The 19,620-nt window shown below is 44.0% G+C and carries 20 protein-coding genes; 9 read left to right on the forward strand and 11 right to left on the reverse strand.

What is annotated here, in order from left to right; genetic code table 11:
- Together QUB12_RS25560 and QUB12_RS25565 are read left to right on the forward strand one after the other, a co-directional pair.
- The coding region (locus tag QUB12_RS25560; protein ID WP_333308999.1) for a CHAT domain-containing protein at positions 1–1,562 on the forward strand (1,562 nt) is incomplete at its 5' end.
- A 270-nt stretch (positions 1,563–1,832) separates the two neighbouring features.
- Complete coding sequence (locus QUB12_RS25565) at positions 1,833–2,477, forward strand: Uma2 family endonuclease (RefSeq protein ID WP_333309002.1); 645 nt, start codon at positions 1,833–1,835, stop codon at positions 2,475–2,477.
- A gap of 38 nt (positions 2,478–2,515) precedes the next feature.
- Here the strand turns inward: QUB12_RS25565 and QUB12_RS25570 are convergent, their stop codons facing one another.
- From QUB12_RS25570 to QUB12_RS25595, 6 genes are all read right to left on the reverse strand, one after another.
- Entirely contained in the window at positions 2,516–2,818 is a 303-nt protein-coding gene (locus tag QUB12_RS25570; RefSeq protein ID WP_333152329.1) for a type II toxin-antitoxin system PemK/MazF family toxin, read from the reverse strand.
- Between the two features lie 5 nt (positions 2,819–2,823).
- Complete coding sequence (locus QUB12_RS25575; protein WP_333152327.1) at positions 2,824–3,105, reverse strand: hypothetical protein; 282 nt, start codon at positions 3,103–3,105, stop codon at positions 2,824–2,826.
- Between the two features lie 244 nt (positions 3,106–3,349).
- Positions 3,350–3,688, reverse strand: a complete 339-nt coding sequence (locus tag QUB12_RS25580) for a type II toxin-antitoxin system PemK/MazF family toxin (RefSeq protein WP_333309004.1) — start codon at positions 3,686–3,688, stop codon at positions 3,350–3,352.
- Complete coding sequence (locus QUB12_RS25585) at positions 3,675–3,899, reverse strand: CopG family transcriptional regulator (protein WP_333309006.1); 225 nt, start codon at positions 3,897–3,899, stop codon at positions 3,675–3,677. Before QUB12_RS25585 ends, QUB12_RS25580 begins: the two co-directional genes overlap by 14 nt.
- A gap of 227 nt (positions 3,900–4,126) precedes the next feature.
- Positions 4,127–5,050, reverse strand: coding sequence for a ricin-type beta-trefoil lectin domain protein (locus QUB12_RS25590; protein ID WP_333309008.1), 924 nt, complete (start codon positions 5,048–5,050; stop codon positions 4,127–4,129).
- A gap of 37 nt (positions 5,051–5,087) precedes the next feature.
- The gene (locus QUB12_RS25595) at positions 5,088–5,417 is read right to left on the reverse strand and encodes a hypothetical protein (protein WP_333309010.1); all 330 of its coding nucleotides are present in this window, start codon (positions 5,415–5,417) and stop codon (positions 5,088–5,090) included.
- A 65-nt stretch (positions 5,418–5,482) separates the two neighbouring features.
- Here QUB12_RS25595 and QUB12_RS25600 point away from each other — a divergent pair, with 65 nt between their 5' ends.
- From QUB12_RS25600 to QUB12_RS25610, 3 genes are read left to right on the forward strand one after another with little or no spacing between them, the layout of a single operon-like run.
- Complete coding sequence (locus tag QUB12_RS25600) at positions 5,483–5,707, forward strand: hypothetical protein (protein ID WP_333309013.1); 225 nt, start codon at positions 5,483–5,485, stop codon at positions 5,705–5,707.
- Position 5,708: 1 nt separating this feature from the next.
- Positions 5,709–7,094 carry an NB-ARC domain-containing protein gene (locus QUB12_RS25605; protein WP_333309016.1) on the forward strand — a complete coding sequence of 462 codons (1,386 nt, stop codon included), beginning with the start codon at positions 5,709–5,711 and terminating at the stop codon, positions 7,092–7,094.
- A gap of 27 nt (positions 7,095–7,121) precedes the next feature.
- Positions 7,122–8,057 carry a tetratricopeptide repeat protein gene (locus tag QUB12_RS25610; protein WP_333309019.1) on the forward strand — a complete coding sequence of 312 codons (936 nt, stop codon included), beginning with the start codon at positions 7,122–7,124 and terminating at the stop codon, positions 8,055–8,057.
- Positions 8,058–8,121: 64 nt separating this feature from the next.
- Here the strand turns inward: QUB12_RS25610 and rph are convergent, their stop codons facing one another.
- Complete coding sequence (rph, locus tag QUB12_RS25615) at positions 8,122–8,841, reverse strand: ribonuclease PH (protein WP_333309021.1); 720 nt, start codon at positions 8,839–8,841, stop codon at positions 8,122–8,124.
- Between the two features lie 148 nt (positions 8,842–8,989).
- Entirely contained in the window at positions 8,990–9,541 is a 552-nt protein-coding gene (locus QUB12_RS25620; protein WP_333144237.1) for a nucleoside monophosphate kinase, read from the reverse strand.
- Positions 9,542–9,897: 356 nt separating this feature from the next.
- Between QUB12_RS25620 and QUB12_RS25625 the strand changes: the two genes are divergently transcribed.
- The gene (locus QUB12_RS25625; RefSeq protein ID WP_333144219.1) at positions 9,898–10,425 is read left to right on the forward strand and encodes a P-loop NTPase family protein; all 528 of its coding nucleotides are present in this window, start codon (positions 9,898–9,900) and stop codon (positions 10,423–10,425) included.
- A gap of 128 nt (positions 10,426–10,553) precedes the next feature.
- Here QUB12_RS25625 and QUB12_RS25630 read toward each other — a convergent pair whose 3' ends face one another.
- Both QUB12_RS25630 and QUB12_RS25635 read right to left on the reverse strand, forming a co-directional pair.
- Positions 10,554–10,817: a hypothetical protein gene (locus tag QUB12_RS25630; RefSeq protein ID WP_333144218.1), complete on the reverse strand. Its 264-nt coding sequence runs from the start codon at positions 10,815–10,817 to the stop codon at positions 10,554–10,556.
- 347 nt (positions 10,818–11,164) lie between these two features.
- On the reverse strand, positions 11,165–12,664 hold the full coding sequence (locus QUB12_RS25635; RefSeq protein ID WP_333144217.1) for a GUN4 domain-containing protein: 1,500 nt from the start codon (positions 12,662–12,664) through the stop codon (positions 11,165–11,167).
- Positions 12,665–13,278: 614 nt separating this feature from the next.
- Here QUB12_RS25635 and QUB12_RS25640 point away from each other — a divergent pair.
- Positions 13,279–14,730, forward strand: a complete 1,452-nt coding sequence (locus QUB12_RS25640) for a hypothetical protein (protein ID WP_333144216.1) — start codon at positions 13,279–13,281, stop codon at positions 14,728–14,730.
- Positions 14,731–14,777: 47 nt separating this feature from the next.
- On the opposite strand, the gene QUB12_RS25645 is transcribed toward QUB12_RS25640, so the two are convergent.
- The gene (locus QUB12_RS25645) at positions 14,778–14,945 is read right to left on the reverse strand and encodes a hypothetical protein (protein WP_333144215.1); all 168 of its coding nucleotides are present in this window, start codon (positions 14,943–14,945) and stop codon (positions 14,778–14,780) included.
- 409 nt (positions 14,946–15,354) lie between these two features.
- On the opposite strand from QUB12_RS25645, the gene QUB12_RS25650 reads away from it, so the two are divergent.
- Both QUB12_RS25650 and QUB12_RS25655 read left to right on the forward strand, forming a co-directional pair.
- Positions 15,355–18,180: an ATP-binding protein gene (locus QUB12_RS25650; RefSeq protein ID WP_333144214.1), complete on the forward strand. Its 2,826-nt coding sequence runs from the start codon at positions 15,355–15,357 to the stop codon at positions 18,178–18,180.
- Entirely contained in the window at positions 18,177–19,568 is a 1,392-nt protein-coding gene (locus QUB12_RS25655; protein ID WP_333144213.1) for a response regulator, read from the forward strand. The genes QUB12_RS25650 and QUB12_RS25655 overlap by 4 nt, the downstream gene beginning before the upstream one ends.
- Positions 19,569–19,620 lie beyond the last annotated feature (52 nt).

The raw sequence follows: 19,620 nt of genomic DNA on the forward strand, positions 1-19,620 counted from the left end.
CCAATAATCCCAATAATCCCAATAATCCCAATAATCCCAATAATCCCAATAATCCCAATAATCCCAATAATCCCAATAATCCCAATTCGCCGTCAATATTACCAAGGGATAGATTTCCATTAGATAGAGGGCGATCGCTTTTTCCCGATCGCAACCAACCCTTTAGTCGCGAACAGCGGCAGAACCAAAACAGAATATCGCGAGATATAGGAAAACCCGGAGAAAGGATGCCGCCCGAAAGAATGCAATCTCCCAGAGGACTGAGAAATTTCATCAATTCAAATATCAGAGATTCAGTTATTCAGTCAGCATTTCGCGGCGACATCGGCAGGAATTTGGAGGCAGGCAAAATATCGGAAGCTTTGTCTATGCTGGACAAATCTTTCAGCCAAGAATTCGGGGAATATTTAGGCATCAACATCAGCAACGAGTTGGTATCCCCAGAGGAAATTCAAAAAAAGTTAGCATCCGTGGGCGCACAAACCGGCACGAAACCCAGCTTAATTTATCTGTTCTCGCAGCCCGAAGAATTAAATTTAATGCTGATCACTTCTTGCGGTGAAGTGGTTCACAAAAGTGTGCCGTCAGCGAACCGGCAAGAACTTCTGAAAGTTGTAAATGAGTTCAGGGGTGAGATTACCAAACCGGGGGTGCGGGCTACTACGAGTTATCTACCATCTTCCCAACAGCTTTATAAGTGGATGATTGCGCCTTTAGAGGACAGTTTGACAAAGTGCGAAACTGATACTATTTCCTTTGTTGTCGATCGAGGTTTGAGAGGTATGCCCTTTGCTGCTTTGCACGACGGACAGCAATTTTTGGTGGAAAAGTACAATCTCAGCCTGATGCCCAGCATTAATTTAACAGATACCCGCTACGTCGATCTCAGAAATTCTCAAGTTTTAGCAATGGGTGCCTCGGAATTTTCCGATTTGAATCCTTTGCCTGCAGTTCCTGCAGAAATAGCCGCTATTTCTAGAGAGTGGCCGGGAGTTACTTTTCTAAATGAGGGTTTCACTTTGGAGAATTTGAAGCGACAGCATCAAAGCCGACCTTTTGGGGTTATTCACTTAGCTACTCACGGCGAATTTCGACCTGGAGCACCAAATAATTCTTTTATTCAGTTGTGGAATAGTCGGCTGCGACTGGATGAATTGCGGGATTTGAGATTGAATGATCCGCAGGTGAATATGTTAGTTTTAAGTGCTTGTCGGACTGCGGTGGGAGATGCACAGGCGGAGTTGGGTTTTGGGGGTTTGGCGCTGCAAGCGGGGGTGCAAACGGCTTTGGGAAGTTTGTGGTACGTGAGTGATGAAGGTACTTTGGGATTGATGAGTGAGTTTTACCAGCAGTTGAAGACAGCGCGAATTAAGGGGGCGGCGCTGCGACAAGCGCAAATTGCGATGTTGCGGGGAGATGTGCGTTTGGAGGGTGGCCGATTGCGGGGTTTGAGTCGGGGTGAGGGGGTGGAGTTGCCGACTTCGCTGCAAGGGTTTGCGGATTTAAAGTTGTCGCATCCTTATTATTGGTCGGCTTTTGTGATGATTGGGAGTCCTTGGTGATGGGTGATTAGTGATTAGTGATTTGTTATTGGTTAGATATCAATGATTTTTGGGGAAAAGTCGATCGCCCGCAAACAAGCAAGTTCCGAGTGCGATCGCCTTTTCTATGAGTTAATAAACCTGTCAATAATCCCCTATATTTTTCGTAGTTCAGCAGCCTTAATGCTCTTATAATCAAAGTTTCAGAGGCGTTTTCACCCCCTCAGTACGTTTCGTAAACCTGAGTTTTGCTAAGATGTAATAAATAAGCTAAAAAGCAAGCAGGTAGCCATGACAGCCACCCTGATTCAAACCCCACAACCCGGAGTTGTGCTGAAAAATATTAGCTGGCAGACTTACGAATCTCTGGTAAACGAGCTAGCCCAACAGCGTGGAATTCGTTTAACTTACGATCGAGGTACTTTAGAAATTATGACTCCATCAGCACCCCATGAGGGGAACAAACAAATCTTAGGACGTTTTGTAGAAACAGTAACAGAAGAGTTAAATGTAGAAATTCGCAGCTTAGGTTCTCTGACTTGCAGGCGCGAGGATTTAGAACGCGGATTAGAACCGGATCAGTGCTACTACATCGAGAATGAGGAAATTGTCCGCAGCCTCAATCAAATCAATTTGAATCAAGATCCGCCACCTGATTTAGTAATCGAGATTGACATCACTAGCAGTTCTATCAACCGCCTGGAATTGTATGCGAGTTTGGGCGTGCCAGAGGTTTGGCGTTATGACGGTTCGCGTTTAATATTCTATCAGTTGGAAGGTCAGGAATATGTAGAACGGGAGGTTTCTCCTCACTTTCCTTTTTTGTCGCCATCTGAGATTATGGGATTTTTGGAAACGCAAAAAGATGTGGGGGAAACGTCGATGATTCGAGGGTTTAGGCAGTGGGTGAGGAGCCAAATTCAGTCAGGGGAATGAAAGGGATATTTATCTGTATGAAAGCTAATTTTTTTTAGCTATAAATTCAAAAGAATACGCAGTCTTTCTTCTACCATCATTAATGTTGTGGGAGAAACTGTACCCCACAGTTCAAAAAATCTTTCTATACTGATCGATCGCACATCTTCACATTTAATGAAACTTCGCTGTCTAAGTCCTCCTTCTGGGGGGTTAACTTCGACGTGCCAGGGAATTCCTTTATCTTTCGATGTGACTGGTAGTACCACAACTAATCCCGAAGCACCCTGATTGAATAAATCTACAGATGTCACTAGACAGGGACGCTTGCCAGCTTGCTCTCTTCCTCGTGTTGGATTCAAGTCAATCAGCCATATATCACCCCGTGATGGTTTGGCGGATGTGATTCTAAACCATCCTCTAAAGTGATATCCCAAGCTTCCCGTTCTTCAAGTTCTTCTTGCCAAGCTTCTGGGCGATCGCGTAAGGCAAGATAAGCTTGGTTGGCTGCTGCTAAAAACTGTTGTCTTCGGTATTGTTCTATTGCTTGTTCGAGAACTGTTTCGATGGGTTTTCCTGAGAGTGCAGAGATTTCTGCGAGGGTTTGATAAGATGTATTGCTAATTGTAACTGTAGAAGTTTGATCCATCTGACATCTTGCAGCAATATCAATAAGAGGATTTTTCGTGGGGTCGGGCGGGTTTATAGAACCTATTTGCAAGCTTTAAGGCTGTTGGCGAACCCGCCCCTACGGCTAATTGAGAATGGTGCAACATCTCAGATCCATGTTACTTTTTTACTTACCTCGACTTTACGCAACTATTATAGCTTAAAAGCTTGGGGTCGCACAGGCGGGACGCCCGTGCCACGAAAAAAACGCCTATATGTCACAGTTAATCGACATCTAAATGCAGTTTGAGAGCAGCATTTACCAACTGCATGATTTTCTCACTCAAACTTCCCACTGCATCGCTGGTGATTCGCTGTTTAGAAATTGTCCGTACTTGCTGTGCTTGTACTTTAGAAGGTTTGGATAAACCGCTATCCTCTGGATTTAGTAAGACCTCGAAAGGGTAGACGCGGGTTACATTAGAGGTTATTGGTAGAATTGTAACTGTATTGGCGGCACGGTTATTAGCGTCATTGCTCACCACCAATACGGGACGGCGTTTATCGATTTCTGAACCAACCGTAGGACTGAGATTAGCGTAGTAAATTTCACCACGTTTCATCTGTCAATCCATCGGCAACTGTTAGATCCCAAGCGGAGTCTACTTCACTGGATGCTTGTCGGTAAGCAGATTCTAGTTCTTGATTCCGCAACAATTCCAAAGCTACTTCAATTACTTGGGAGGGGGAGTTGCATCCTTTAGCAATTTTGTAGCTTTCAATAAACTGTAGTAGCGATTGTGATAGGGAAATTGATATTTTTTCAGCTTGCATTATCTTAGCAATTGGTAATTACAAAGATTTTTATTTAATTATAGCACAAGCAGTAAACTAGAGTAAATTATACTATTACAGGGCGATCGCTCTTTTTGAACCGATCTATTGCACAGGCGGGACGCCCGTGCCACGATGGAGGCGGATAGATGAAAGGGCGATCGCTCTTTTTGAGAGCGTGGGATAAAGAAGCGATCGCTTTACTAAATCTTCACCAAGAAGATTTATTATTGACTCGATCTGAAAGATGTAGGAAGGGATGAAGGTGTAAGGTTATAGCCATCAATGCTAAAGTTTTGGCTGGGAAGTCCCATGTGAAGATGGCGTCCAGTCGATTTAGCACAATTGTTCCAAGGGATGTCAGAAGCCACAACACCAATTTGATCTCCTTGATTATAGGTTTTACCAACCCAAATACTACTTGTCGTGACGTGAATTAATGAGTAATATTGCCCATTAGAAGCCTGTAATTTAATTGCCCGATGATTATTGCCCGCATTACAGGTGGAGACAACTCTTGAATTAATAGGAGCAAGAACTGGTTGACCGGCAGTTAATCCGAAATCCAAACTGCTTAAACCATAGCCATCAGGATGCCAACTTTGAGTACGCGAAACAGGCCCTCCACGCCAAGGCATTTTCCATGTTGTTGAAACATTAGCACTACTTTTCCAACGCTGGTTTGCATTCTTAGGATCGCAACCAATTAGATGAATCTTGCCATTATTACTACGAGTAGGAGAATCAATACACAAATTAGTTCCAATACGGCTAATTAAGAACTCTCCATTACCAACACTCTGTAAATTCCAGTTTTGATCGGGATCGCCTGCGTTGCAAGACCAAACATTGATTTCTTTGTTTTGGGCGGGTAAATAAGCATTTAAGCACTTTCCTGTAGAACGATGACGTAAAAGTGTCCCCGATTTACCTGGTAAACGATCGAATTGTTGGTCAGGATCGTTGATATTATGTTGATAAAGAGACAGCCGAGGATTACCGTCAATTAACCGGAAATTATTATTTGTATTCAGTGCATATCCACCATTTACCTGAAAAGTTTCCCATGCTTGAGCCGCTTGTGCTGTAGCTACTAAAGAAACACTAGCAATGGCGCTCGCAGCAATTTTTTGCACTTTATTGAAATTCATTGTCAGACTCCCCTAATGATGAGATGAGTGATTTAGATTAATTACGTTCAGGAATATTCCAGCCGATTTTTTGGGCGGTATCAGAGCTAAAACAAGCCGTATCGCCAGCTTTATCCCGACAAACTTGGGTATTCACCCAATAAGGTTGACTCCATTTATCCCATTTAATGTTGGCAGTAGCATTAATTATCTTTGGTCTATTTTCTGAGTCTGAATCAACCGACTCTGAGTCTCCCCCTCCAGCTTGTGCTTTTGTACCTAAAAATAAGATAGTCAATTGTAAAGCGATTAGAAAAGTTAATCGCCATAAAGAAAATGCTGACTTGGACATTGAGTTGAGGTAATTTTTGATTAAGTAGGAAAACATTGACGCTGAAGTAAACCTTGCTAACTTAGAGCTTTGACTTAGGCAAACAGTCAAATACTTCTTGAGTGACCAAAATAATTGAGCTAAGAATGCGATCGCTCTTGGTTATTGCCTTGGTTCTTCCACCATTTGCTTCCCACATTTCTAATATCTCAGATATAACTTGGCTTCAAGCCTCAGTTTTACTCATCTTTTTAGCTCAGTTTGACTCACTAAATGGTTCACTGCTGCTGTTACTGAACCAAACTGAGCTACAATTGGCTCCGAGCACCGTAGACGGTAATGGTTAGCATGACTAATACGCTGAGGGCATCACAACAGGGGCTAGACAAGGTTGAGAAAGCTATACACAGAAAGCGCTGGAAGAGAAACAGTATCACGTGGCAGCAGGTTGCCGATACTTCTCAAGGGACACTGAAGCGGTTTTGGGGGAAAACACCTATTAAACGACAGTCCTTTATCAGAATTTGTGAGGCTGTAGGTGTTAACTGGGAAGAAGTTGCTGAACCCAGCGAAATTCAGGAAATAAAGTTAGCTGTGGTATCTGTTGCAAGCACAACACCTTCACTGGAAGACCAAATTAACGTATTACCACTACAACCCACTGACGGTTACAGCAAAAACCAGCGTGGGGTATGGATTCCCAATTTACGATGCCGAAAGGTGTGGGGAAGAGAGAGTTTCAGCGAAGAAGTGTTACATCGGCTGAACGACCCGCAAGAAGCACCTATCCTCTCTCTATGCGGTAGTGCGGGGTACGGCAAGACAGAAGTAGCCTGTAAAGTTGCTCTGGCAGCAGTGCGTAACAATCTCTTTGCTGATGTGCTATGGGTCAAAGCAAGAGACACTGAATTTTCAGATGGTAAAATCAGCCAGTCAGAACGAGATGAGGCGCTTAGTTGGAATCAGTTACTTCAAGAGATTGCCCATCAACTAGATGGCTGTTCGGTAAAGCGAGTTCACCAGCGCATTAAAGAAGAAAAGAGGCTGATTGTACTAGACAATGCTGAAACTGCACAACTTGAGGATATTTTACCCAAACTTAATGAAATGCTTAACCCTAGTCGGGTATTACTAACCAGTCGGTTCCAAACCAATGCTTCTTATGTTGGACTGATTAATATTCCGCCCTTGGAAGAGCACTGCTCTTACCAGTTGTTGCAGGATGAAGCGAAATACAAAAATGTACCTGCAATAGTACAAGCAGACACAGCTCAACTTCAACAAGTCTATCATTTATCTTGCGGTGCTCCTCTTGCATTACATTTCATCGTTGGGCGTGTCTTGGACGATGGAACATTGGAGCCAGTGTTGTCGGCACTAGAACAAGCTAGCGGAGATGTTGAAAAAATTTACGAGTTTTCCCTAAAGACAGCTTGGCAGCGAATTAGCGATGTAACTAAGAAGGTACTCGGTTACATGGGGGACTCTGATGCAGGTGTGACTTGGGAAGAATTGTCTGGTACTAAACAGGTACAGGAATCAGACTGGAGCATAACGCGGCGCGAACTGAGGCGATGGTATTTGATGGAAGACGAAACAGATGCCAAAGGTAAACCGCGATATAACTTGCATCCTTGGGTAAGACGCAGCCTGCGAGGAGGATTGGTAGATAAGTGGCAACTGTCACTCCAGGAATGGGAACAGATAGCACAATGGAAGTACGATATTGACTAATCCAGATAATTAAATGGAAAGGTAATTATGAAGATAGATTTAACATTACAAGAAGAGAGAGCAAATCTATTTAGTATTTTGAGCGGCATCGCCAAGATGTGTTTATCTCAAAATGATGAAAGTAAACCTTCATTCAGCTTACTATTTAAGGTCTGGGAAAAAGCCAGTGAAAAATTATGGTTTTTATGTTACTGGAACGATTATTTTCGCTGCGGTAATATCGTTCTTAAAGCTGCTAGAGATGTAAATAATGTTGAGGTTCAAGCACAGCTATTAAGTGAACTGGGCTACGCTTGCATGGAAGGCGAAGATTTTGTCCAGGCTCAGCAATGTTTCCAGGAATCGCTACAGAAGTATCAATTGCTTAAAGATTTTTTAAATGAATGTAAGTTGCTACGCTATTTGGGAAATTTAGCAACTCGGCAAAAGCAGTATGAAATTGCTTTAGATCATTATAATCAAGCTGGGGAAATTTTGAAGGCAAAATGTAGTCAAATACCTATTGACGATCAATTGGCTTTTTACGAAGCAGAGTTACCAAATGTTATTGGATGCGTGTATCTTGAGTTGAGAGATTTTTCGGCGAGTTATCAGCAGTTTAATCTATCTCTAAAAAACTATCAAATTTTGCTAGAAGATTATCCTAATTTGATAATTCGATATCGCTACTATCAAGCCGATCCACTAATGAATTTGGGAAAATGGCACTTTCTACAAGGAGATTATGAGCAAGCTAGACGTTACTATCAAGACTGCCTCCTACTCAGCAGAGAAATTAGTCGCAATGATACAATAGCTAATGTACTACTAAGTTTAGCTGAGTTAGCAGAGGTAGATGGCAACAAGGAAGAGGCTATAAAACTAGCAAGTGAATCTGAGCTTGTTGCTGGTACTGAAATTACCTCTGTACGGGAGCGAGCTGCTATTTTCAAGGAAAAATTGCTGTCAAAGACAATCTTTTGACCTTGGAATAGTGAGACTATACCGGATTTACTCTATTTCTAAATAGATATGGAATTAGATTTACCTACTCCACTAAAGCTTGCCGCTGAGCCTCCAACAATTCTTGAATCCCAGTTTCTGCCATATCCAAAATTTGATTTAACTGACTCCGACTGAAACTTCCCTCTTCCGCAGTTCCCTGAATTTCAATGATATTCAAATCTCCATTCATTACCACATTACAATCAATTTCAGCCGCCACATCTTCAAGATAATTCAAATCTAAAAATGGCTCGCCTTCCAAAAGTCCGACAGACACGGCCGCCACTTGGCGAATAATGGGCGATCGCACCAAATCACCTTTTTGCACCAACTTATTCAAAGCATCAGCCACAGCCACAAACCCGCCAGTAATTGAAGTCGTGCGAGTCCCAGCGTCCGCTTGCAAAACATCCGCATCCACAAGTATGGTGCGTTCCCCCAATAGCTGCATATCCAAGCACGATCGCAAACTGCGCCCAATCAACCGCTGAATCTCTTGAGTCCGTCCCGATAATTTCATAAATTCCCGCTCTTGTCGCTGCGGTGTAGATCCCGGCAACATTCGGTATTCCGCTGTTAGCCAACCTTGTCCAGTATTCTCCAGAAATCTCGGCACTCCCGGCTTGATTGTCACGCTGCAAAGTACCTGAGTATCGCCACTTTTCGCCAGTACGGAACCGCTAGCAAATTTGGTAAACTGTCGATCGAAACTAATCGGACGAATTTGATTTGGTTGTCTGCCATCGGCACGTTTTGTGGACATAAGTTATTGGTTATTGGTTATTGGTTATTGGTTATTGGTTATTGGTTATTTGTAACACTCAACAAATAACGGCTACTGCCAACTGGCAACTGACCCTTCGACTACGCTCAGGGAACGCAACTGACTACTGCCAACTGACTATTAACTATTAACTATTAACAACTTTAAGAATATCTTGCTGGACTTGTTCTGGGGATTGGTCGCCATCCACAGTTAACAGTTTGTTGCGGTATTCGTAATATTCTAAAAGAGGAATAGTGCGTTCGTGGAACAAATCGAGCCGACGCTGTAAAATTTCAGGGTGGTCATCCGATCGATCGCGCTCGATCGACCTACTCAGCAAAACCTCGATCGGCACTTTCAACAAAATCGCCCAATCTAGCTGCTGAGCCAAATCGTCCAACAAAAAATCCAACTCCTCAGCTTGAAAAGCCGTTCGCGGATAGCCCTCCAACACCCAGCCATTAAAGACATCCCACAGCAGCAGCCGGCGGCGAAAGAATTCAATCATAGTTGCGTCGGGAACTAACTCCCCTCTTTCGACATAAGACACCGCCAGCTTGCCTAAATCTGTGTCTTCTGCGATCGCCTCCCGTAGAATGTCCCCCACAGCCAGCAAAGGAAGGTTCAAATTGCTGCACAGTAGTTCAGCCTGAGTTCCCTTTCCCGCTCCTGGCCCTCCCAGAATCACCACTCTCAAAGTCCCTGCTCCTAGTGCCGCGACATTCAAATTTTACGCGATGTCTGTACCTTTTCTTAAAAGCCCTGGACGCAGCCAGACTCTCATCACCGTGGTTTTTCACCCTATAACTGTATAAATGTCAAGCTCCACGCCGTATTTTACTAAAAAACCCCGTTTCTGCCTAAGTGCTAATTGAGTTCAAAAATCGCACAAACGACTGCGAATGCCACTGCAGCGAGCTTTTGACAACTTGTATATATAGTGTTCGATCGGATGTGCACTCGGCCCCGTACACTATATATTGTCAAGCAGGCTTCAGCCGCGTCAAGGTCGGAGCTGCACTCAAGACTTAGTTGCTGATTAAATATTGCCCTATGGTTGCTCAGTTACAAACCCCTAAACTCAATTTAACCCACAGCTTGCCCTACACAGTTCAAGGGCTGGTGCAAGTTTTTACAGGCCCGCACCGCTGCTTTTTTACCAGTGTCATGGCTCAGGCCCTCAGAATTGCAGGACAGGGAGCTCCGGTGCTAGCGGTGCAGTTCCTCAAAGGGGGAATTAATCAAGGACACCAGCATCCGGTGCGGCTGGGGCAAAATTTAGATTGGGTGCGCTGCGATTTGTCACGCAGCATTGAGAATGCCGATTTAGATGAGCTGGAGACGCGATCGATCGAACAATTGTGGCAGTATGTTCAAAATGCGGTGCGCGAAGGTCGTTATGCCTTAGTTATTCTCGATGAATTGAGTTTAGCGGTTAATTTGGGCTTGATTCCCGAAGCCGACGTGGTGGCATTGATTGACAACAAGCCGCATCATTTGGATATGATTTTTACCGGGCCATCCATGCCGCAAAGAATTTTGGATGTTGCCGACCAAATTACTGAAATTCGCCGCAGTTAAGGACAATCATTCTATTTGCGATCGCCATTTTAGCGGTCGCATTTTTTATGTAAAAAAACAGTATCTAAAAAAAGAGGCGATCGCTTAGCTCAAAGAGCGATCGCACGCCGATCAATTTACCAGCGACGTTACGATTGAACTACCGGATCGAACACAACAGTCAATCGATCCGCCGGAACCATCCGCTTGAGAATTTTCAAGTGACCGTCTGCATCAGACCAACTGCGGAACTCACCCACAACCACCTTTTCCACATTGGGAAGCGAGCGAACTATAGTCCACGGCTTGAGACGTTTTTCTTGCAACATACTAGATAAATCTCCTTGGTAAATTGGAGCCAACGCCAGTCCCCATCTTTGGCCACGGCCGAGGACTGGCTTTTGACTTTGCAAACTTGCCCTTCTCTAAGAACATAGCACAAAAAAAAGGGTTTGGGATTATATCTTATTTTTCGCTTTTTTTAGAGCTGTTTTCTACATAACAGATGATTAAACTCAAAATTTATTAACTCTTTAATTCCCAACTCAAAACTATTTAATGACTGACACTTCGACTTCGCTTGGGGTGCAGCCTAACTAATAAATTCTGCCTTCTACCTTCTACCTTCCTTTTACTGAGATATTGCACCATTCTCAATAAGTTTTTTATGAACAGGCTTTTCGGCCTGTTCCACAAAGAGTGAATTTTCTTGTGGAACAGGCATCTTGCCTGTTCTTGAGAATAGTGCAAGATGTGAGTTTTACAAATCCCGCCGCGACAGCAGAAACCAGATCCCACCTAAACCCAAAACACCGCACAAAACCCCGCCTTCCCACCCAAAAACAGTCCCCCCCGGCAAATGTCCAGGCTTGGCTTTAGAAGTAAAATTCAGCTCCGAATAGTATACCCACTGGCTGTTAACCCGCCAGCCCACTCGATCGCCAAACTTCTCCCAAACTGTAGCATCATAAACACCAGGCTTTCCCCCCAACTTGAGCCACAAACCCTTTTGCACAGAAAAACCGAATCTGCGGTGACTGTGCCGCACCCAAAGTTGATCGATAGTCTGCAAATCCTTAGCTGGAAACTTCCTAATATCTTCCTCACTCAAATAACCCCGTGAATTTTGCTGCATCACCTCCAGCATTTTCACAGAAGTTTCCTCATCAGCACCACGCCAATTTTTAGCAGCCAGCAGCCTTGCCAAGTGAGAATAATCAATACCTTTTTCGGACTCTAAATTCACAGAAACTAACGCAGTATCAGTCACAGGTTGAGTCGGTACCGAAGGACTAACAACAGTTACCTGCTGCGACTTTTCCAGCACGGGGACAACAACAACAGGAGGTTTTAAAGCATCCAAAACTTCCACAGCCGATTTGTAGCGATCTTTAACATATTCCTGAATCAACTTATCCAAAACCTGACCTAAATCGTCGCTAATTTGTGTTCCTTTTGGCAAAGCCTCCCTCCACAGCCACCGGCCTTCAAGCGGATCGTAAAGGTCATCGTGAATGTCCCCGTAGATATCCAGATAAGGCATAACAGAAGTCAGCAAGCGAATGCAAGTCACCCCCAAACTATAAAGGTCGCTAGCAGGAACAGCCCTACCGTGACGCTGTTCTAGAGCCGCGTAGCCGGGAGTTCCCAACTTAGTTCCTGTTTTGGTGGGAGCAGCCGCTACTACCTGTTTAGAAACCCCAAAATCTATCAGCACTAACTTACGATCGCGAGCTCGGCGGATCACATTCTCAGGCTTAATATCGCGGTGAATTACATTTCGGTCGTGAACAAACTTCAATAAAGGCAACAAATCTAACAGCAGTTCGCAAGTTTTAATTTCGCTATAAGCACCGTACTTATCTAACTCATCCTTTAAATTATTGCCATCAATAAACTCTTGCACTAAATACAAGCGCCCATCTTCCTCAAAATAAGAAATTAACTGAGGAATTTGCGGGTGCTTCAGTTCGTATAACCGCCTTGCCTCTTGTTCAAACAGTCGAACATATTTTTTAAAATGACCGGGCTTCCGCTGAAACTCTTGAGGGGGCGACAACTGTTTGATCACGCACAATTCCTCAAATTTTCCATGATTAACAGCTCGGAAAGTCCTGCCAAATCCCCCATCGCGCAGCGGTTCTGTTGCTGCATAAAGGTCTTTTAGCAGCAGCTTTGAACCACAATTAAGACAATACTTTGTGCCTGGTGGGTTCTGACGCTTGTCTCTTGGGCAATCGAGATTAAGGCAGTATGTCATATATTAAAAAAATGCGAACAAAATTAGTAGGAAGGGTTTTATATTATTCAAGAGTCCGATCGCGAGCTGGTTTTTGTAGAGGCGAAACCTCGAACCTTACGGAGGCCGCAGCCACCCTCGCGATCGGAGGGGGCGCTCTCGCCAGACTGCCACCCCTGAGCAAGTATAACTCTCTTGAGGGTTTGACCTCAAACTCGAAGTCCTCATCTAACCTTAGACTCCGCTGCGTGCAATACCTTTGATTGAGCGGTCAAATAGCCAGTAGATCAAACAGAAATAGTAATTTATTACCAGCCCACTTAGCTCTGCAAGGCAAAAAAAAACTTAGGATTCCCCCTGAGATATAATTTTATTGCCAGAGAGAAGCAGACTAACGGGAGCTGCGGCTTCCGTCAAGTTCGATCGGCTTTAATATTTTAGCAGCATAATTTATTACCTAACCAGGCGAAATCAACAATCCCCAACTCCCCAAGAAACGCACGTTAAAATAAATACTAGCTTGCTCGATCGCCATCCGAGCGCGACCAGACAATTAGCCAGTTTTCCCTGTTTCCTTTTTTCAGCTATTACCAGTTACATCTAATTCGATCGGTCTACTTAATTAGGAACCGCTAGTGACACCAAAACTACTGCCCTCTCCAACTCCCAACTCCCGCAAAAAATCACCAAAAGTACCTTGGTTCGAGCGGTTCATGGCACTGGTCGCCCTAGGAAATTTAAGCCTAGTATTATTTGACATAACTTACGTGCCCGGGCGAGATTTCTACCTCCGGCAACTGCCAGTTCTAACTCAAATATACGACCCATTTAAAGGAATTAAACCCCACCGAGACACCCAGCAATATCTGGAAACCTTAGAAGAATTAAAAATTCAAGTAGTGCAAACAGGGTTGCCCTCTCCCCAAGTAGCAGCCAAATTGCAGGAAATAAACAATCTGAGCGCGAAAATGATCGACGAAGATCCCTTTCGAGTAGCATCAAAAAGTGGCACCTTAGAAAAAATAAAAGACCGGATGCGATCTCGCGTCCCGAATCCGCAAGACTCCGCTAAACAATCATTCCAAAGATTCTGGAGCCCTGACTATTTAAACAAACAAGGCTGGCAAAAAGAAATCCAGTGGTTTGACGCCAAAATCAAGCCATTAATCGCCACCAACTATTTCCGCGAGATTGGAGAAAACGGCGAATTCATCGATAACTTCTGGCTAATCGACCTGCCATTTATTGCCATATTCGCGATCGAATTTCTAGCCCGTACCTACTCGATCAGCCGCCGCCACCGCAGCGTCACTTGGCGATCGGCGATGCTCTGGCGATGGTACGACATCTTCATGCTCCTCCCATTCTGGCGCTTGTTGCGAGTATTACCCGTCACAATTCGCATCCACCAAGCCAAAATGCCGGATCTCCAACCCATACGCACCCAAATCAGCCGAGGTTTCGTCGCCAACTTCGCCCAAGAATTGACCGAAGTTGTAGTAATTCAACTCATCAACCAGATGCAACAATCAATTACCACAGGCGAACTCGCTCGTCAACTCTTTAAATCCCCAAAACAGCGCTATCTAGACATCAACAATATCAATGAAATAGAAGCGATCGCCACGCATCTCGTCCAAATAACCGTCTACAAAGTCCTCCCCCAACTCCAGCCAGACCTAGAAGCCCTCCTCCGGTACAATATTGAAAGCTTCCTCAAACAATCCCCCCTCTATCAAGGATGGAAGCAAGTACCCGGCCTGGGAAACCTGCCCGAACAGCTAGCACAGCAATTAGTTGCAGAACTCTCAAAATTAGCCACCCTCGGCCCCCAAGATGCCTACGAAGCCTTCAAAATCGCCACCGAAGACCCCATAGGCATGAAACTCTCAAGCCAGCTAGTCCAACATTTCGGGCAAGCTTTAGGAACCGAACTGCAACAGCAGCAAACCTGGCAAGAAATACAACTGCTGCTGTGCGACTTCCTAGAAGAGTTCAAAATCAACTACATTCAGCGGTTGAGCGAAGAAGACTTCGAGAAAATTTTAGAACAAGCCAAAGAACTGCAACGGATAGCCCCGCGTTAGGGCAAGTCTCCACCGCTTTACTGATTTTTTTCTTCCCCAATTAGCAATTAGCAATTACCCTGCTGTAACTCCTGCACATGAAACTTGCTGGAATTGTAAAGTTTTATGTGCGATCGGCATTCTCTACGAGAGTCATCAGCAGGGTTGTGCCTCACATATTCAGCGCGGTAGTGAGTTAGACCGCCGTTAGGGTTCTCAGCGGCCTGGCGTGTCATGTTTTTAGCGAGAAAGATCAATTTTTTTAGACGTACATTATATCAATTTATATGTAAGTTTGATGAGATTATACTTTTTAGAGTCAATCTGTAAAGTAAAATTAAAAATTACTACAAATAGCTCTAAACCAAGTAATCTATTAGATATGATTGCTAACTGGTTTCCTAAAGGCTAAAAAAAAATACCAAGGCTAAAAAAACTAAGGCGCGTCAGTATCTTTAGTCAGATATTATTATACCACTATCAGAGAAAACACGTAAGTAGCCATGCTTGTTTAAGCAAGTTACTGTCTCAAACTTTTCACTAACTATTATAGATTGCTTTTCAATATATATTTCCTCAGCCTCATTTCACTCAATCCACTGAGATTTTTCAGCCAACTCGTTACCCCAGGAGTAACACCAATAAATGTCACAGACCTCTGCAACCACTTTCCTGTCAAACCGTTATAAAAAAAAGGTGTCCCTGCGCCTGATTTTAGTATTCCCATTCGTTCTGCAAATATTTGCTGCCGTCGGGCTAACAGGCTGGCTATCCTTACGCAACGGGCAAAAAGCAGTCAACGAAGTTGCTAGTCAGTTGCGGAGTGAAATTACGGCCCGTATCCAGCAGCAGCTCAACACTTACCTAGACACAGCCCCTCGCGTCAATCAACTGAATGCCAATGCCCTTCGCCTAGGATACTTAAATCCAGACGAATTGGAGAGTATGGAGCGCTATTTGTGGGAGCAAATTCAAGCCTTTCCTTCTCTCCCCAATATGGGCTTTGCTACTAACACGGGAGAGTTCATTGCCATTGAACGCCAAGAGAATGGCAAAGTAGTTTTTAAAAGAGCAGACAAAGAGCATCGGAATGAACTTCATATTTATGAATCTGATAGCAAAGGCAATCAAACGAAGCTCTTAAAAGTCTCCCGCAACTACGATATACTCAACCGTTCATGGTATAAAGACAGTGTACGCTTAGGCAAGCCCACATGGAGCGAAATTTTTTCGATTACAGGTCAGAAAACCCTCTCGCTTCCTGCCGGACATCCAGTGTATGACGAAAGTGGCGAACTGCGCGGAGTATTCGTTGCTAATTTTCTGATCTCTTTCCTCAGTGACTTCCTGCACAGCTTAAAAATGGGTCGATCGGGACAGACATTCATTATGGAACGTTCGGGACTCCTAGTAGGCAGTTCAACTCTCAAAGAAGCATTTATCACCAACAATGGCAAACTCGATCGCCTGAATGCTTTAGATAGCACAGATGATTTAATCCGGCTGACAACAGCGCATTTAAAAAAACACTTTGGCGACCTCACTAAAATTAATAGCTCTCAGCAATTGGATTTTACGATCGCCGGCCAGCGGGAATTCCTCCAAGTTATGCCCTTTCAGGATAGCCGAGGATTGGACTGGCTGATCGTCGTCGTAGTTCCTGAAAGCGATTTCATGGATCAAATTAACGCCAATACCCAGACTACCATTTTGTTGTGTTTCGGAGCCTTGGCCCTGGCTACCGTTTTGGGAATCTTAACCGCCCGCTGGATTACCAGCCCGATTCTCCGTTTGAGCGCAGCTTCTAGGGCGATCGCCAGTGGCGACTTAGAGAAAAATGTGCAGGTAAAAGGCGTAGAAGAACTAGAAGTTCTGGGGCAGTCTTTCAACCTTATGGCACAACAGTTGCGCGAATCCTTTGAGGCGCTAGCCAAGACCAATTCCGAGCTAGAAATCCGAGTAGAAGAACGCACCGCTGAACTCACGGAAGCCAAACAAATCGCTGATACTGCCAACCAAGCTAAAAGTGAATTTTTAGCGAATATGAGTCACGAATTGAGAACGCCACTCAATGGAATTTTAGGATACGCTCAAATCCTAGAACGCTCAAAAACGATGGCTCCGAAAGATATCCAAGGCATCAGTATTATTCACCAGTGTGGTTCCCACCTGTTAACCCTGATCAATGACATCTTAGACCTCGCTAAAATTGAAGCCCAGAAATTGGAACTGTACGCGAAAGATTTCCATTTTCCTTCCTTTTTGCAAGGAGTCGCAGAAATCTGCCGCATCCGAGCCGAACAAAAAGGAATTGCTTTTGTTTATCAACCCAGTTCGGAAATCCCTGCTGGCATCTACGCTGACGAGAAACGCTTGCGACAGGTACTAATTAACTTACTGAGCAATGCAATTAAGTTTACAGACGGTGGAGGGGTGACTTTTAAGATAGAACATCTGGAAAAGGGGACAGGTGAAAAGGTACAAAGCCATAACCAAAAGCCAGCCTCACCAATTCACAAAATTCGGTTTCAAATAGAAGATACTGGCGTTGGTATGACACCAGAACAATTAGAAAAAATATTTTTGCCTTTTGAACAGGTAGGAGACAGCAAGCGGCAGGCGGAAGGAACCGGACTCGGTTTAACAATTAGCCAGAAAATTGTCGAAATGATGGGTAGTACAATCCAAGTAAAAAGCCAGTCAGGAGTCGGCAGTGTTTTTTGGCTAGATTTGGATTTACGGGAAGCGGCAGACTGGGCAAATACAGTCACGATTGCCAAGCAAAGAAAGCTGGTTGGCTACCAAGGTAGAAAACAGAAAGTTTTGGTTGTGGATGACAAATGGGAAAACCTCTCGGTGATTGTCAATCTGCTGGAACCGCTCGGCTTTGAAGTAACCGAAGCTAAAAACGGTCAAGAAGGTTTAGAAAAAGTAGAAGAGTTTAAGTTCGATTTGATTATCACTGACTTAGTGATGCCAGTGTTAGATGGCTTTGAGATGATGCGCCGTATCCGAAATTTGTCACACTATAAAGATGTGGCAATCATTGCTTCATCTGCCAGTGTATTTGCTACCGACCAACATAAAAGTTTCGAGGGGGGAGCAAACGATTTTCTCGGTAAGCCAGTGCAGGCAGAAGAGCTATTTGAGATGTTGCAAAAGTATTTAAAACTTGAATGGATATATGAGGAAGAAAAGCATGAAAAAATCAGCACTATTCCTTTTTCATCAGATGCTCAATCACTTTCTGAATCGCCCTCTGTAGTGGCTCCCCCGCCCGAAGAAATTGAACTTTTATTTGAACTGGCGATGAGAGGCAACGTGAAAGGAATTGTGAAGCGCAGTGAGCACCTAGAGAAGTTAGATCAGAAATTTGTGTCCTTTGCTGTTGAGCTGCGCCAGTTAGCCCAAGGCTATCAGGTGAAAAAAATAAAAGAGTTTATTACATCCCACAGGATAGAAAAAGAATGAAGGCAGCAAATATTGAAACAAGTAGCATCTTAATCGTCGATGATAATCCTAGCAATCTGGACGTGCTTTCTGAAGCTTTAGCGGGTTTTGGATGGGAGATATTGGTAGCAACTGATGGCGAAACTGCCATCGAACAGGCTGAATATACTCAGCCGGATTTGATTCTGTTAGATGTAATGATGCCAGGAATTGACGGGTTTGAAACCTGCCATCGCCTGAAGGAAAGTCCGTTGACGAACGAAATTTCGGTAATTTTTATGACGGCTCTTTCTGACATAGGAGATAAGATCAAAGGCTTTAATCTAGGGGCTGTGGATTACATTACTAAGCCCTTTGAACAAAAGGAGGTGTTAGCTCGCGTCAACCTCCATTTAAAACTGCGTTCTTTGACTAAAACTCTCGCTGACCAAAATCTGCTTCTCAAACGGGAGATTGAAGACAGGCTCGCAGCAGAAGCAGCGTTACATCAGCTCGCACAGGAGCTAGAAAAACGGGTGGAAGAACGAACTGCTGAACTTTCTCAAGCTTTGGAGAATCTTAAAAAAGCTCAAGTGCAAATCGTTCAAAGTGAAAAGATGGCTTGCCTTGGTCAACTTGTAGCTGGAGTGGCTCACGAAATTAACAATCCAGTTAGTTTTATCTCCAATAATATCCCTATTGCCAAGGAATATATTGCTGATTTGATCGAGATGACTCGGCTTTGCCAGCACAACGTTACTTCGACATCAGAATTTGAGGATAAGTCCCAGGAGATTGAGTTAGATTTTATTGTTGAAGATTTGCCCAAAATTATTGATTCAATGGCGCTAGGAACAGAGCGACTTTACAATCTTTCTATGTCACTGCGTAATTTCTCTCGGTTGGATACATCGGCACTAACGCCAGTGAATATTCACGATGGGCTAGATAGTACCTTATTAATTTTAGGGCATCGACTGAAATCTAAAGGAAGTTTCCCCGGAATTGCAGTGATTAAAGAGTATGGGGAATTGCCGCTAGTAGAGTGTTATCCGGGGCAACTTAATCAGGTGTTTATGAATATATTGGCGAATGGAATTGATTCTTTAGAAGAGTCTACGATTAGTTGTCCGCTGTGCGGGGAAAAGAAACAGAGCAATGACACTCCACAGATTCGGATCTGCACTGAAATGCTTCAGGATGACAGAGTGGTGATTCGGATTGCTGATAATGGGGTTGGCATAACTCAGGAAGTAATGCAGCATTTATTCACGCCGATGTTTACTACTAAATCAGTAGGTAAAGGGACAGGTTTAGGTTTGTCTATTAGCCGTGAGATCGTAGAACGAAAACATGGTGGTAAGCTGACCTGCATTTCCTCGCCCGAATGGGGGGTAGAGTTTGTAATTGAGCTTCCAATTCACCATTAGTAATGGGGATTTTTTAGGGCTAATTTTAGTTTGGCTGTTTTGTCAATATACC

Origin of the sequence: Microcoleus sp. B7-D4, assembly GCF_036705125.1 — a bacterium.
Taxonomy (GTDB): domain Bacteria; phylum Cyanobacteriota; class Cyanobacteriia; order Cyanobacteriales; family Microcoleaceae; genus Microcoleus.

What these genes read in the sequence shown, in the direction of transcription:
- QUB12_RS25650 (WP_333144214.1), top strand. Translation starts at nt 15,355, where the DNA reads ATGTCACAGACCTCTGCAACCACTTTCCTGTCAAACCGTTATAAAAAA.
- QUB12_RS25610 (WP_333309019.1), top strand. Translation starts at nt 7,122, where the DNA reads ATGAAGATAGATTTAACATTACAAGAAGAGAGAGCAAATCTATTTAGT.
- QUB12_RS25575 (WP_333152327.1), bottom strand. Translation starts at nt 3,105, where the DNA reads ATGGATCAAACTTCTACAGTTACAATTAGCAATACATCTTATCAAACC.
- rph (WP_333309021.1), bottom strand. Translation starts at nt 8,841, where the DNA reads ATGTCCACAAAACGTGCCGATGGCAGACAACCAAATCAAATTCGTCCG.
- QUB12_RS25605 (WP_333309016.1), top strand. Translation starts at nt 5,709, where the DNA reads ATGACTAATACGCTGAGGGCATCACAACAGGGGCTAGACAAGGTTGAG.
- QUB12_RS25645 (WP_333144215.1), bottom strand. Translation starts at nt 14,945, where the DNA reads ATGACACGCCAGGCCGCTGAGAACCCTAACGGCGGTCTAACTCACTAC.
- QUB12_RS25655 (WP_333144213.1), top strand. Translation starts at nt 18,177, where the DNA reads ATGAAGGCAGCAAATATTGAAACAAGTAGCATCTTAATCGTCGATGAT.
- QUB12_RS25585 (WP_333309006.1), bottom strand. Translation starts at nt 3,899, where the DNA reads ATGCAAGCTGAAAAAATATCAATTTCCCTATCACAATCGCTACTACAG.
- QUB12_RS25580 (WP_333309004.1), bottom strand. Translation starts at nt 3,688, where the DNA reads ATGAAACGTGGTGAAATTTACTACGCTAATCTCAGTCCTACGGTTGGT.
- QUB12_RS25595 (WP_333309010.1), bottom strand. Translation starts at nt 5,417, where the DNA reads ATGTTTTCCTACTTAATCAAAAATTACCTCAACTCAATGTCCAAGTCA.
- QUB12_RS25590 (WP_333309008.1), bottom strand. Translation starts at nt 5,050, where the DNA reads ATGAATTTCAATAAAGTGCAAAAAATTGCTGCGAGCGCCATTGCTAGT.
- QUB12_RS25565 (WP_333309002.1), top strand. Translation starts at nt 1,833, where the DNA reads ATGACAGCCACCCTGATTCAAACCCCACAACCCGGAGTTGTGCTGAAA.
- QUB12_RS25635 (WP_333144217.1), bottom strand. Translation starts at nt 12,664, where the DNA reads ATGACATACTGCCTTAATCTCGATTGCCCAAGAGACAAGCGTCAGAAC.
- QUB12_RS25625 (WP_333144219.1), top strand. Translation starts at nt 9,898, where the DNA reads ATGGTTGCTCAGTTACAAACCCCTAAACTCAATTTAACCCACAGCTTG.